The organism is Streptomyces sp. NBC_01363, assembly GCF_026340595.1.
In the GTDB taxonomy this organism is placed as follows: Bacteria; Actinomycetota; Actinomycetes; order Streptomycetales; family Streptomycetaceae; genus Streptomyces.
Genome location: NZ_JAPEPF010000002.1, coordinates 1,977,362 through 1,989,837, shown reverse-complemented (window position 1 = coordinate 1,989,837; position 12,476 = coordinate 1,977,362). Strand labels below are relative to the sequence as shown.

Annotated in this window: 14 protein-coding genes; 6 read left to right on the top strand and 8 right to left on the bottom strand. The window is 71.1% G+C overall.

What is annotated here, in order from left to right:
* Positions 1-26: 26 nt before the first annotated feature.
* Positions 27-782 (bottom strand): cobalt-precorrin-6A reductase, encoded by a 756-nt coding sequence (locus OG611_RS36755; protein ID WP_266430375.1) that lies wholly within the window; start codon positions 780-782, stop codon positions 27-29.
* A gap of 11 nt (positions 783-793) precedes the next feature.
* Here OG611_RS36755 and OG611_RS36750 point away from each other — a divergent pair, with 11 nt between their 5' ends.
* Complete coding sequence (locus tag OG611_RS36750; RefSeq protein WP_266430372.1) at positions 794-1,909, top strand: cobalt-precorrin-5B (C(1))-methyltransferase; 1,116 nt, start codon at positions 794-796, stop codon at positions 1,907-1,909.
* A gap of 28 nt (positions 1,910-1,937) precedes the next feature.
* Here the strand turns inward: OG611_RS36750 and cobM are convergent, their stop codons facing one another.
* From cobM to OG611_RS36730, 4 genes are all read right to left on the bottom strand, one after another.
* Complete coding sequence (gene cobM, locus OG611_RS36745) at positions 1,938-2,687, bottom strand: precorrin-4 C(11)-methyltransferase (protein WP_266430369.1); 750 nt, start codon at positions 2,685-2,687, stop codon at positions 1,938-1,940.
* Positions 2,684-3,946 (bottom strand): precorrin-6y C5,15-methyltransferase (decarboxylating) subunit CbiE, encoded by a 1,263-nt coding sequence (cbiE, locus tag OG611_RS36740; RefSeq protein WP_266431416.1) that lies wholly within the window; start codon positions 3,944-3,946, stop codon positions 2,684-2,686. The genes cobM and cbiE overlap by 4 nt, the downstream gene beginning before the upstream one ends.
* Positions 3,947-4,075: 129 nt before the next feature.
* Positions 4,076-4,312: a hypothetical protein gene (locus OG611_RS36735; protein ID WP_266430366.1), complete on the bottom strand. Its 237-nt coding sequence runs from the start codon at positions 4,310-4,312 to the stop codon at positions 4,076-4,078.
* A 458-nt stretch (positions 4,313-4,770) separates the two neighbouring features.
* A complete protein-coding gene (locus tag OG611_RS36730) occupies positions 4,771-4,989 on the bottom strand; it encodes an endonuclease/exonuclease/phosphatase family protein (RefSeq protein ID WP_266430363.1) in 219 nt (72 codons plus the stop codon).
* 39 nt (positions 4,990-5,028) lie between these two features.
* Here OG611_RS36730 and OG611_RS36725 point away from each other — a divergent pair, with 39 nt between their 5' ends.
* On the top strand, positions 5,029-5,154 hold the full coding sequence (locus tag OG611_RS36725) for a hypothetical protein (protein WP_266430360.1): 126 nt from the start codon (positions 5,029-5,031) through the stop codon (positions 5,152-5,154).
* Between the two features lie 141 nt (positions 5,155-5,295).
* Here the strand turns inward: OG611_RS36725 and OG611_RS36720 are convergent, their stop codons facing one another.
* Positions 5,296-5,943 carry a GntR family transcriptional regulator gene (locus tag OG611_RS36720; protein ID WP_266430357.1) on the bottom strand — a complete coding sequence of 216 codons (648 nt, stop codon included), beginning with the start codon at positions 5,941-5,943 and terminating at the stop codon, positions 5,296-5,298.
* Positions 5,944-6,004: 61 nt separating this feature from the next.
* Positions 6,005-6,913 carry a transcriptional regulator CynR gene (cynR, locus tag OG611_RS36715; RefSeq protein WP_266430354.1) on the bottom strand — a complete coding sequence of 303 codons (909 nt, stop codon included), beginning with the start codon at positions 6,911-6,913 and terminating at the stop codon, positions 6,005-6,007.
* A gap of 135 nt (positions 6,914-7,048) precedes the next feature.
* Between cynR and OG611_RS36710 the strand changes: the two genes are divergently transcribed.
* The 4 genes from OG611_RS36710 (at position 7,049) to OG611_RS36695 (ending at position 10,362) form a co-directional block, all read left to right on the top strand.
* Positions 7,049-7,648 carry a carbonic anhydrase gene (locus OG611_RS36710; protein WP_266430351.1) on the top strand — a complete coding sequence of 200 codons (600 nt, stop codon included), beginning with the start codon at positions 7,049-7,051 and terminating at the stop codon, positions 7,646-7,648.
* A 73-nt stretch (positions 7,649-7,721) separates the two neighbouring features.
* Positions 7,722-8,192, top strand: a complete 471-nt coding sequence (cynS, locus tag OG611_RS36705) for a cyanase (protein ID WP_266430348.1) — start codon at positions 7,722-7,724, stop codon at positions 8,190-8,192.
* A 110-nt stretch (positions 8,193-8,302) separates the two neighbouring features.
* A complete protein-coding gene (locus OG611_RS36700; RefSeq protein ID WP_266430345.1) occupies positions 8,303-8,803 on the top strand; it encodes a nucleoside deaminase in 501 nt (166 codons plus the stop codon).
* A 569-nt stretch (positions 8,804-9,372) separates the two neighbouring features.
* Entirely contained in the window at positions 9,373-10,362 is a 990-nt protein-coding gene (locus OG611_RS36695; RefSeq protein WP_266430341.1) for a CehA/McbA family metallohydrolase, read from the top strand.
* A gap of 48 nt (positions 10,363-10,410) precedes the next feature.
* On the opposite strand, the gene OG611_RS36690 is transcribed toward OG611_RS36695, so the two are convergent.
* Complete coding sequence (locus OG611_RS36690) at positions 10,411-12,453, bottom strand: prolyl oligopeptidase family protein (RefSeq protein WP_266430338.1); 2,043 nt, start codon at positions 12,451-12,453, stop codon at positions 10,411-10,413.
* Positions 12,454-12,476: the final 23 nt, after the last annotated feature.

Here is a 12,476-nt window from a genome sequence, read left to right as displayed (position 1 = left end):
GTGCGCCGTGCGCCACAGGCCGTGGACTAGAGCCGGCGCAGGACGTGTTCCCGGAGCCAGTCGACGGCCGGTTCGGGGCCGTCGACGACCGGGACGCCCTGGGGCACGGGCGGCCGCCGCACCACCACCACCGGGATCCGCGCCTCGCGGGCCGCGGTGAGTTTGGGGGCCGTGGCGGCGCCTCCGCTGTCCTTCGTGACGACGACGTCGACGCGATGACGGCGGATCAGCTCACGTTCTCCGTCCAGGGTGAACGGGCCCCGGTCGAGCAGGACCTCCATCCGGGCGGGGTACGGCGCTTCGGGGGCGTCCACCGAGCGCATCAGGAACCACAGCTCGTCCAGGCCCGCGAAGGCGGCCAGCCCCATCCGTCCGGTCGTGAGGAACACGCGCCGTCCCAGCGCGGGCAGCGCCGCCGCCGCCTCGGCCAGGGAGCCGGCCGAATGCCAGTCGTCGCCTTCGCCGGGCACCCAGCCGGGCCGCCGCAACGCCAGCAGGGGAACATGGGCGGCAGCGGCGGCAGCGGCCGCGTTGAAACTGATCGTCCCGGCGAAAGGATGGGTGGCGTCGATGAGCGCGTCCACCTGGTGCGTACGCAGCCATGCGGCGAGCCCGTCGGCTCCCCCGAAGCCGCCGATGCGGACCTCGCCCGGGGGAAGCCTCGGGCCGGACACGCGTCCGGCGAGCGAGCTCGTCAGCCTGGCACCGGCCGGGAGCAGCTCCACCAGCAACCCGGCGAGGCGACGGGCCTCCGTCGTTCCGCCGAGTACGAGTACATGCATCGGATCCATCCATGGGTGAGAGTGAGGGCGGACGCAGCGCTCAGCTGAAGCACACCGGCCTGCGGCCCGGCTGGACCACCGGCGCCTGTGCGACCGCGGCGGCCACCGCCGCGTACACGGCCCTGCTGACGGGCGACTTCCCCGACCCGGTGACGATCACCCTACCCAAGGGGCAGACGCCGGCCTTCGCGCTCGCGGTGGAGGAGCTGGCCGAGGGGCGGGCGACGGCCGGGGTGGTCAAGGACGCGGGCGACGACCCCGATGTGACGCACGGCGCTCTGGTCCGGGTGACCGTACGGCGGCTGCCGCCGGGCTCGGGTGTGGTGTTCCGGGCCGGGCCCGGCGTGGGCACGGTCACCCTTCCCGGGCTGCCGCTCGACGTCGGGGAGCCGGCGGTCAATCCCGTGCCGCGCCAGATGATCCGCGACCACATCGCACGCGTCGCCGCGGAGCACCGGGGTTCCGGGGACGTCGAGGTCACCGTCTCCGTGGACGACGGCGAGGAGATCGCCCGCTCCACCTGGAACCCTCGCCTCGGCATCCTGGGCGGTCTGTCGATCCTCGGCACGACCGGTGTCGTGGTGCCGTACTCCTGCTCGGCATGGATCGACTCGATCCGCCGCGGCGTGGACGTGGCCCGTGCCGCCGGGCACGCCCACGTGGCCGGGTGCACGGGTTCCACCTCGGAGAAGACCGTGGTGTCCGAGTACGGGCTGCCGGAGATCGCGCTGCTCGACATGGGGGACTTCGCGGGCGCGGTGCTGAAGTACGTACGCCGTCACCCGGTGGACCGGCTCACGGTCTGCGGCGGGTTCGCGAAGCTGTCGAAGCTCGCCGCCGGACACCTCGACCTGCACTCCGCCCGGTCCCAGGTCGACAAGCCGTTCCTGGCCGAGCTGGCCCGGCGGGGCGGTGCGGACGAAGCCCTGGCGGCCGAGGTGGCGGTCGCGAACACGGGTCTCGCGGCACTCCAGTTGTGCCGCGCGCGCGGTGTGCCGCTCGGGGATCTGGTGGCCGTGGCGGCGCGGGACGAGGCGCTGTCGGTGCTGCAGGGTGCGCCGGTCGCCGTCGATGTCATCTGCATCGACCGGGCGGGCGCGGTCGTCGGGCGCAGCAGCGTGCGCTGACCGCCGCCCGGCCGATGCGGTGGTGCCGTCAGCAGGCGTGGCGTTCGCGTCCGGGCGAGTAGAGGTGGCTGTCGCGGAACTGCTCGGCGCCCAGTGTGCGGCCGACCATGATGACGGCGGTACGGATCACGCCCGCCGCCTTCACCTGCTCGGCGATGTCGTCGAGGGTTCCGCGCAGGACGAGTTCGTCCGGGCGTGAGGCCAGCGCCACGACGGCGGCCGGGCAGTCGGCCCCGTAGTGCGGCAGCAGTTCCTCGACGACACGGTCCACGTACCTGGCGGCGAGGTGCAGCACGATCAGGGCGCCGCTGCGGCCCAGCGTGGCCAGGTCCTCGCCCTCCGGCATCGCGGTCGCGCGGTTGGCCACCCGGGTGAGGATGACGGTCTGGCCCACGGTCGGCACGGTCAGTTCACGCTTGAGCGCCGCCGCGGCGGCCGCGAACGCGGGTACGCCGGGCACCACTTCGTAAGGCACACCGGCCTCGTCGAGCCGACGCATCTGCTCGTTGACCGCGCTGAACACCGAAGGGTCGCCCGAGTGCAGCCGCGCCACGTCGTGGCCGGCCCGGTGCGCGGCCGTCAGCTCGGCGGTGATCTGGTCGATGTCGAGCTGTGCGGTGTCCACCAGACGGGCGTCCGGGGGGCATTCGGCGAGCAGTTCCCGGGGCACCAGGCTGCCCGCGTACAGGCACACCCGGCAGGAGGCGAGGGTGCGGGCGCCGCGCACGGTGATCAGGTCGGCCGCCCCCGGGCCCGCGCCGATGAAATACACGGTCATCTGTTGTCTCCTGGGTCTTGCGCGGGCTCTTCTGCTGAGCGTTCCGCATCGGTACTGATCGAGGGTTTGCGTACGGACCACTGGGTGACCGGCATGGCCTGCCGCCAGCCCGTGAAGCCGCCGACCGGCACGGCATGCGCGACCGCGAGCCGGACCAGGTCACCGCCGCGCAGGCGGTGCGCCCCGGCGAGCAGCGCCTCGGACTCCAGCGTGACCGTGTTGGCGACCAGCCGTCCGCCGGGCGGCAGCGCGTCCCAGCAGGTGTCGAGAAGGCCGGGCGCGGTCAGCCCGCCACCGATGAACACGGCGTCGGGCGTGGGGAGTTCGGACAGGTTGCCGGGGGCCCGGCCGGTGACCACGCGCAGGGCCGGGACGCCGAGACGGCCGGCGTTGCGCGCGATGCGTCCGGCCCGTGCCGGATCGCGTTCCACGGTGATCGCGCGGCAGGACGGATGGCTCCGCATCCATTCGATCGCGATGGACCCCGAGCCGCCGCCGATGTCCCAGAGGAGTTCGCCGGGGGCGGGCGCGAGCACCCCGAGGGTCGCGGCCCGGATGTGCCGCTTGGTGAGCTGCCCGTCGTGTTCGTAGGCCTCGTCGGGCAGGCCCGGGACGGCGCCGAGGCGCAGGGCTTCAGGGGTACGCCGGCAGTCGATCGCGATGACGTTCAGCGGGTCGCCCGGCGGGTGCGCCCAGTGGTCCGCGGTGCCCTCCAGGCATGCCTCGTCCGCTCCGCCGAGCTGTTCGAGCACGCGCAGCCGGCTCGGGCCGAAGCCCTGTTCGCGCAGCAGTCCGGCCACCGTGGCCGGAGTGCCGGCGTCCGCGCTGAGGACCAGCACCCGTCGGCCGTCGTGCAGCGCGGCGGCCAGCCGGGCGGCGGGGCGGCCGACCAGGGTGACGACCTCGGTGTCCTCCAGCGGCCAGCCGATCCGGGCACAGGCGTAGGAGACGGACGAGGGGTGGGGCAGGATCCTCGGCGCACCGGCGCCGAGCACTTCGGTGAGGGCCCGGCCGATGCCGTAGAACATCGGGTCGCCGCTGGCCAGGACGACGAGCCTGCGCCCGGCGTGCGCGGCGAGCAGGCCGGGGACGGCCGGCCGCAACGGCGAGGGCCATGGCACCCGTTGTCCCCGGCAGGACGGCGGGAGCAGGGCCAGTTGCCGCTCACCGCCGATGAGGACCTGTGCGTCGACGAGCGCCGTGCGCGCCGCGTCGGTCAGTCCAGCCCATCCGTCGGCGCCGATTCCCACGACGGTCACCGCAGGTGGGACGGGTTGTTCGGGTGGAGCGAGAGTCACGGCCGGTACCTCGGTGTTCAGGGGATGACGCAGCCGAACTCTACTGTCCGGCCCTGATCGGGCGACGGCCAGGTGGTCACCCCCGTACCTTTAGGCGCCGGTCTGCATCGCGGACCCATCAGGCTGATAGTTCTCGATCCAGGCACCGCCGCTGGCACCGCCGGACAGACCGTTGCAGTTGTTCATCAGGCGCTGCCCGCCGGGACCGGCGTAACCCTGCCCCTCGCACCACACGGCATAGTCCTTGTCGGCCGGCAGGCCGATGATGTGCGCGTAGTTGCTGGACCAGTTGAAGCCGAGTCCGGTGGAGCCGACGATGTCCTGCACGTGTCGGCCGTCCGGGGTGTCCAGGACGAGGAAGGCGTTGTCGTTCTCCTGGCCGCCTCCCGTGACCCAGCCCGCGCTGCGCCAGCCCCACCAGCCGTGGGGGGGGCGTTGCCCTTGTTGTAGTTGGGCGCAAAACGGTAGTTGGTGCCGCCTTCACCGAAGCCGCAGTGACGTGCGGTGGCCACCACCGAGCGGTTGTTACTCGTGACAACGTTGCCAGAGCAGATGTAGTCGCCCTTGCCCGGGATCGTGAAGTACAGGCGCCCCACCGTGCCCCACACGCTGGCGCGGGTCTGAACTTCTGAGCCCGCCAGGGCTCTTGTCGCGGGTATGTGGACCGGCTCGCCGTCGGCCTCGGCGACCGCGCCCGCGGAGGGCCGCGCCGCGGGAACGGCGTCGGGCGCGGGCATCGGCACGGCCGCGCGGATCCGCGCCGGGGTCCAGGGTCATGTCGACGCTCACAGGCAGGTGATCGGATGCCCGGGTGCTGAGACGCGGGCGCGGTGCGCATCGATGCCGGGCGAGGCGAGGACGTAGTCGATACGCACCTGCGGGTCCAGTGCGTCATGGGTGTGACCGGCGCCCTGACCGGCCGCGAGCCAGGTGTCGTCCAGGTGCTTGGTCACCTGTGCGACCTCGGGGGTGTCCGGGGCGGCGTCGAGGTCCCCGACCAGCACGGGGGGACGGCCGGAGTCGAGCCGAAGGTGGACGCCGCCGTGCGGGTCGCCAGAGTCGGCGGGCGGGCACTCATCGGTCCGCCGGAGCGACTCGGCGACCTGCTCGACCGGAACATCGGCACGGAGATCCGCCCGGATGTCCCGGACGGGATCGTCTGTGTCTGAGCACTCGCGGTGGCGGCCCGCCGCCATGTGCGCCGCCCCGGCCGGTGTCTGAGGGGCCTTCGGCGTCCCGGGCCCGTCCGGTCCGGTCCGCCGGACAGGCCCGGGGCCGGCGGATCGCCGCCCCGGCCGGGGCTGTACCGCTCAGCCCTGGTGCTTGCGGCGCGCTGCGGCCGCGTTGCGACCTGTCACCAGGTGTTCGTCGGCCAGCTTCTCGACCTGCGCGACATCACGCTCCGCAATCGCCTTGTACAGGCCTTCGTGCTCCTGCGCGACGCCCTCCAGGTCGTCGTGCTGCCCCAGCAGCCAGCGCATCCTGCTGCGAAGAGCGCTCTGGAGCTCGTTCAGGAGTTCGTTGTCGGCCAGTTCGGTGACCGTCTCGTGGAAGTCGGCGGCGGCCCGGTGGGCCCGTACAGAATCCCCCTTCTCCGCCGCTTTCAGCTCGGCGTCGAGATCCGAGCGGAGCTTCTCGAGTCCCGCGCGGGTGCGCCGTTGGGCGGCGAGCCGGAAGGTCAGCGTCTCCAGGGCCGCGCGGACCTCGTCGAGGTCCTCGACGTCCGCCGGTGTGAACTCCCGTACGACGGCCCAGGTCCGCGGCCTGGGTGTCACCAGCCCCTCGGTGACCAGCGCCTTCAGGGCCTCTCGGACGGGCAGCCTGCTCACCCCGAGCTCCGCGGCGAGCTCGCGCTCGACGAGCTTGCTGCCCGGCTCACGCACACCGTCGATGATCTCGTCGCGCAACTGGCGCGTGACCCGCTCCGACTCCGGCTCGAAGTCTCCAGACCCTGTCATGTCCTCAATTCTCTCATCACTCGACGTCCGTATTCGGTATGCCGTCCGCGGCACCGGATTCTCAGGCCGGTGCGTAGCCGCGCGCGCGGACCAGGTCGTGGGCGAGCCGGGAGAAGGCGCGCGCGGCGGCGCTCTCGTAGGCGCTCTCCCGGCGCAGCAAGGTGGCGACGCGGGCGGGCAGCGGAGGGTCGATGGGAATCGGCGTGAGGTGAAGGTGGTCGTCCGCGATCGCGTCGGGCAGCACGGTGGCCAGCGGGCCGGTGCGCCGGACGATTTCGGTGAGGGCCTGGATGGTGTTGGCCTCCACTGCGATCGGCGGGCTGATGCGATGCCGGGCGAAGTAGCCGTCGATATGACTCCGGGTGGCGAAGTCGCTGCTGAGCAAGGCGAGTTGCTGGTCGGCCAGATCGCTCACCGGCAGCGGTCGGTCACCCCGGCCTTCGGTACGGTCCGTGGCGACGACGAGGCTGAGGGTCTCGGTGAACAGGGCGGTCGCGGTGATGCCGGGCAGATGGGATCCCGCGAAGGCGATCCCGAGGTCGAGATCGTCGGCCAGAAGGCTCGCTTCGATGCGGTCCTGGGTCATTTCCCGCAGGTCCAGCGTGATGCCGGGGTGGCGCGCGTGCAGCGCCTGCACGAGCGGGCCGACGAGATACGCGGTGAAGGTCGGCGTCACCGCCAGCCGCAGGTGCCCCCGGGAGAGGTCCGCGACGTCGAGGACGGCGCGGTCGGCGGCCGCCAGTTCCCGCAGTGCCCGCTGCGCGTAGTGCACATAGGCCTCGCCCGCGTCGGTGGGGCGGACGCCGCGACCGCTCCGGTCGAGCAGCTGGACACCGACGGCCCGCTCCAGTTGCTTGATCTGCTGCGACAGTGTCGGCTGCGAGATGCGCAGCTCTTCGGCGGCGCGCGTGAAATTGCCGTGTTCGGCCACCGCGATCAGATAGCGGAGGTGACGTAGTTCCGGACCCATGCACGCAGCATAGCTCACGCTATTGATGCCATCTATAAGGATTATGGATAGCAAGACTTGGACGCTATAGATGGACGTCATGCATGGTGGATTTCGTCAGCCCGTCGGGCCGGCATTCACCGAAAGGAGTGACCGATGCATGACCTCACGGGCGGCCTCGCGCGTTTCCGCCGCGACGTCTTTCCCGCCAAGGCGAGGCTCTTCGCCCACCTGGCCACGACCCACCGGCCGAAGACGCTGTTCGTCGGCTGCTCCGACGCACGCGTGGTCCCCGAACTGATCACGCAGAGCGACCCGGGCGAGCTGTTCGTCATCCGTACCGCGGGCAATCTCGTCCCCGCGTACGCATCCGGCCCGGACGGCATCGCGGCAAGCGTCGAGTACGCCGTCGCCGTGCTGCACGTGACCGACATCGTCATCTGCGGCCACTCCTCCTGCGGCGCGATGACCGCCCTGGCGGAGGAGCACGACCTCAGCGCCGCGCCGGTCATCGCCGGCTGGTTGCGGCACGCCGACGCCGCGCGGGCCCGCGCCGCCGCCGAGCCGACTGTGTCCGGACCGGCCAAGGTCGCCGCGCTGGTGCGGGCGAACGTGGCCGCACAACTGCAGAACCTGACCACCCACCCCTCCGTGGCCCGCGCCCTGGCCGACCGGACGCTCACGCTGCACGGCTGGGTGTTCGACATAGCCACCGGAACCGTCGAAACCATCGACACCGCCCCGGCCGCGGCCTGACCACCCACACCCCTTCACCACGACGACCGCCCGGCCGCGCAACAAGGCCGGCGCCCCGAAAGGACTGCCTGTCATGACGCACGCCCAGTTCGATCCCACCGCCCGTCAGGCCCTCGCCATCGCCGCCGTCGAGGCCAAGACCCGCAAGGACCTCAGCTGGCAGCAGATCGCCGACGCCGCCGGGCTGTCGGTCGCCTTCGTCACCGCCGCCGTCCTCGGCCAGCACGCCCTGCCGCAGAACTCCGCCGAGGCCGTGGCCGAGCTCCTCGGCCTCGACGACGACGCGGCGATGCTGCTGCAGACCATCCCGACCCGCGGATCGATCCCCGGCGGCATTCCCACCGACCCGACCATCTACCGCTTCTACGAGATGCTCCAGGTCTACGGCACCACCCTCAAGGCCCTGGTCCACGAGCAGTTCGGCGACGGCATCATCAGCGCCATCAATTTCAAGCTCGATGTGAAGAAGGTCGCCGACCCCGAGGGCGGCGAGCGCGCCGTCATCACCCTCGACGGCAAGTACCTCCCCACCAAGCCGTTCTGACCCTGCGCGGAACGCAACGCGGCGGGCCGGACGCGGCCGTACGGCCGCGTCCGCCCCGCCCCGGGCCACCCGCCCGCCCCACACCCACCGCCCCGCACCGGAGGACCCCCGTGGACTTCGCCCAGCGCACCATCGACATCGCCCGCAAGAACGTGGAAGAGGGTGGACGCCCCTTCGCCACCGTCATCGTCAAGGACGGCGAGATCCTCGCCGAGAGCCCCAACAGGGTGGCCCAGACCAACGATCCCACCGCCCATGCCGAGATCCTCGCCATCCGGGAGGCCTGCCGGAAGCTCGGCACGGAGCACCTGGTCGGCGCGACCATCTACGTGCTCGCTCACCCCTGCCCGATGTGCCTGGGGTCGCTGTACTACTGCTCCCCCGACGAGGTCGTCTTCCTCACCACCCGCGACGCCTACGAGCCGCACTATGTGGACGATCGCAAGTACTTCGAACTCGAAACTTTTTACGGCGAGTTCGCCAAGGACTACACCGAACGGAGACTGCCCATGCGCCACGAGCCGCGCGACGCCGCCGTGAATGTGTACCGGCTGTGGCAGGAGCACAACGGCGGCAGCCGCCGCGTCCCCGGCGCACCGACCGCGGCGTAACCGCGCGAAGCGCTTTCACCGCTCCCACACATGCGGAAACACATCCCACGCGCACAGAACCACAACACCCGAAGTAGGTAGCTCCCAACCCTTGACAGTGGAGTTGGCGAAAACCATGTTCCGATCAACGGGAGTTCACGTCCATCCTACGGAACCTTCAGAACGTTCCCTCCTTTCGCCACTCCCCGAAGCTCCCTATGACGGCTGTGCGGTGGGTGCCACGCCCGCCGCGGCGGAGGCGACCGCGAAACCGAGCAGTCCGGTGGTGAACACCCGCTTGTGACACGGGTGGTCGGCGAGCCGTCCCGCGAGCAGCAGCAGTTCCCCGAAGGCGAGGTGTAGGCGGTGACCACCCGGGGGCGGTCGCCGTCGCTCATGTCCAGTTCGGTCTGCAGGGACGGCAGGGCCACGTTCACGATCGAGCTGTCCAGCAGGACCTCGATGCGCGGGACGGGGACCCATGCACGACCACATATGGGATACGAAAGTCTCCGGTGATCGATCCGAGCCCGAGGCCGGGGTGGCAGGCTGGGAGTGGCGAGCACGCTTCGAACCAGTAGGGGGAACAGATGCCGGAGTCGGAATTTCCGCCCACGCGCGTGGCGGGCCGGGGTCGCGGTTGGTACCGAGGTGACTGTCACGTGCATTCGGTGCACTCGGACGGGAGCCTGACGCCGGAGCAACTCGCGGCCGGTGCCCGCGCGGCGGGGCTGGATTTCCTGGCGACCACCGAACACAACACCTCCGGGGCGCACAGCGCCTGGAACCGGCACGTCGGCGACGATCTCCTGGTGATCCTCGGCGAAGAGGTCACTACCCGGACCGGGCACTGGCTCGCGCTGGGTATCGGCCCCGGACAGGTGGTCGACTGGCAGTACGGTCTGCGGGACGATCGGGTCGGCCGCCATCTGGACGAGGTCCATCGAGCCGGTGGACTGTGCGTGGCGGCCCATCCGCACGCACCGTACGCCTCGGGCACGTTCATGTACCCGTACCAGGGCTTCGACACGGTCGAGGTGTGGAACGGGCAGTGGAGCTCGGACGTGCCGTGGAATGCGGACAACGAGGCAGCCCTGGCCGAGTGGGGGCGTGGCCTGGCCGCGGACATCCACCAGGGACACCGGCGTCCGGCGATGGGCAACAGCGACACACATCTGGCGGACCAGATCGGGATCCCGCACACCGTCGTGCTGGCCGAGGAACTGGGCACCGACGCGATCCTCGCCGGAATCCGGACCGGCCGGAGCTGGATCGCCGAATCGGCCGCTGTCGACCTGTCGTTCACGGTCTCGGCCGGTGACCGGAGCGCCGGAATCGGTGAGCGGCTGTGGACGGGTGGCGCACCTGCCGAGGTGAGGGTGGACGTACGCGGTGTGCCCTCGGGCACGGTCAGCTTTCACACCGAGCGGGGAAGGGCACATCACGCGTCGTTGCCCGGGTCGGGATCGGGCGCCGTGGAGTGGCGCATCGGCACGGCGGAGTCGGCCTTCGTCCGTGTCGAGGTGCGCCATCCCGACGGGCGCATGGCGGCGCTCAGCAACCCGGTCGTCCTGACCTGAAGGAGCGGCGCCGTCCGGCAGTTCGGCTGGAGGACGAGTGCCGTACGGTCAGCCCGTGGCCGACCGTACCGGTGGTGCGAGGTGCTGCCACAGGAAGGTGTGCACCAGGGCCTCGTTGTGGGCGGACTGTTCGTTGTCGCTGGCGCCCGCATGGCCACCGCCGGTGTTCTCGTGGAAGAGGACCGGGTGACCGAGCTCGCGCAACCGTGCGGCCGCCTTGCGGGCATGGCCGGGGTGGACGCGGTCGTCACGGGTGGAGGTGGTCAGCAGAACCGGCGGGTAGACCCGGTCCGCGGTGAACTGGTGGTAGGGGGAGATTGCGCGGAGGTGGGGGCGATCGGCTTCGGTGTCCGGGTTGCCGTATTCGGCCATCCAGGACGCGCCTGCGAGGAGCTTGTGGAAGCGGAGCATGTCCAGCAGCGGTACCTGCACGACGATCGCGCCGAACAGGTGCGGGTAGCGGCTGAGCATCGCGCCCATGAGCAGGCCGCCGTTGCTTCCCCCCGTGGCGCCCAGCATGGCCGGGGTGGTGATGCCCCGCGCCACGAGGTCCTCGGCGACGGCCGCGAAGTCCTCGTAGGCTCGCGGCCGGTCCGCGCCGAGCGCGGCCTGGTGCCAGTCCGGTCCGTACTCACCGCCGCCTCGGATGTTCGCGATCACGTAGGTGCCGCCGCGCTCCAGCCACGCCCGGCCCGTCACGGCGTCGTAGGAGGGGGTCAGGGAGACCTCGAAGCCGCCGTAGCCGTAGAGCAGGGCGGGGCCGGGGCCGTCGGCGGAATGGGCGGGGCCGATCACGAAGTACGGCACCCGCGTACCGTCAGGGGAGGTCGCGAAGTACTGCTCGACCGCCAGACCGGTCGTGTCGAAGCGGGCCGGAGCCTGCTTGAGGATCTCCGAGTCGGCGCCGATCCGCCCGTGGTGGAGGGTGGACGGCTGCAAGAACCCCGACACGTCCAGGAAGTACTCGTCGGAGACGTCCGGGTCCGTGTCCACGACCGTGACGGCGGACAACGCCGGGACGTCCGCGAGCGGGCTGCGATCCCATCCGCCTTCCGGAGCGGGAGCGAGGACCTCGATGCGGGTGCTGACGTCGCGCATCGTCTCCAGGATCAGATGGTGACGGGTCCAGTGGTGCCCGGACAGAGCCGTCCGCTCGTCCGGGGTGAACAGCACCTCCGCCGTGCGGTCGCCCGCGAGGAAGGCGTCGAAGTCGAACGCCAGCAGGGAACCCGCCGGCTGTCCGAGCCAGTCGGACTTCAGGGTGACGATCAGATGCCGGCGATGGGCGTAGGCACTGGCGTCCTCGGGAACGTCGATCCTGACGAGCGTGTCGTCGGGGGTCAGCAGGAACATCTCGCTGCGGAAGAAGTCCAGCCACCGGGCGACGAAGTCCCGCTCGAAGCCGGGTGTGGTGTCGTGCCAGGCCCAGGCCGCCACATCTCCCGTCCCGGCCTCGAAGACCTGAGTGGCTTCCTCCAGGGGCGTGCCGCGCCGCCACTTGCGGACCGTGCGCGGATAGCCGGCTTCGGTCAGTGAGCCCGGCCCGAAGTCCGTTCCGATGAAGACGGTGTCGGTGTCGGTCCACCCGATGCGCGTCTTCGCCTCCGCCACCTGGAACCCACCGTCGACGAAGGCCCGGGTGGCGAGGTCGTACTCACGGACCACGACGGCATCACCACCGTCGCGCGACAGGCACACCAGCGCCCGGTCGTGATCGGGCCGGCGCACTCGCGCCCCCGCCCACACCCACTTCTCGTCCTCCGCCGCGGCGAGCGCGTCGACGTCGAGAAGGACCTCCCACTCAGGAGAATCCTTGCGGTACTGCTCCAGCGTCGTACGCCGCCACACACCACGCGCGTGCCCGGCGTCCCGCCAGAAGTTGTAGAGCAACGCTCCGCGACGGACGGTGTAGGGGATACGGTCCGAGGCGTCCAGCACCTCCCTCAGGCTCTCCTTCAGGGAGGCGAATCCGGCGTCGGCGGCCAGTGCCGCCGCCGTCTCGGCGTTCCGCTCGGCCACCCATTCGAGCGCGGCCCCGCCCTCGATGTCTTCCAGCCACAGGTACGGATCTTCATCAATCACACACCGCATTGTGCAGGCACCGAGGGCGCACC

Bases quoted from the DNA above. Each gene is read 5' to 3' on its own strand.
- OG611_RS36755 (WP_266430375.1), bottom strand. From the start codon at position 782: ATGCATGTACTCGTACTCGGCGGAACGACGGAGGCCCGTCGCCTCGCC.
- OG611_RS36750 (WP_266430372.1), top strand. From the start codon at position 794: ATGGGTGAGAGTGAGGGCGGACGCAGCGCTCAGCTGAAGCACACCGGC.
- cobM (WP_266430369.1), bottom strand. From the start codon at position 2,687: ATGACCGTGTATTTCATCGGCGCGGGCCCGGGGGCGGCCGACCTGATC.
- OG611_RS36720 (WP_266430357.1), bottom strand. From the start codon at position 5,943: ATGACAGGGTCTGGAGACTTCGAGCCGGAGTCGGAGCGGGTCACGCGC.
- cynR (WP_266430354.1), bottom strand. From the start codon at position 6,913: ATGGGTCCGGAACTACGTCACCTCCGCTATCTGATCGCGGTGGCCGAA.
- OG611_RS36710 (WP_266430351.1), top strand. From the start codon at position 7,049: ATGCATGACCTCACGGGCGGCCTCGCGCGTTTCCGCCGCGACGTCTTT.
- cynS (WP_266430348.1), top strand. From the start codon at position 7,722: ATGACGCACGCCCAGTTCGATCCCACCGCCCGTCAGGCCCTCGCCATC.
- OG611_RS36695 (WP_266430341.1), top strand. From the start codon at position 9,373: ATGCCGGAGTCGGAATTTCCGCCCACGCGCGTGGCGGGCCGGGGTCGC.
- OG611_RS36690 (WP_266430338.1), bottom strand. From the start codon at position 12,453: ATGCGGTGTGTGATTGATGAAGATCCGTACCTGTGGCTGGAAGACATC.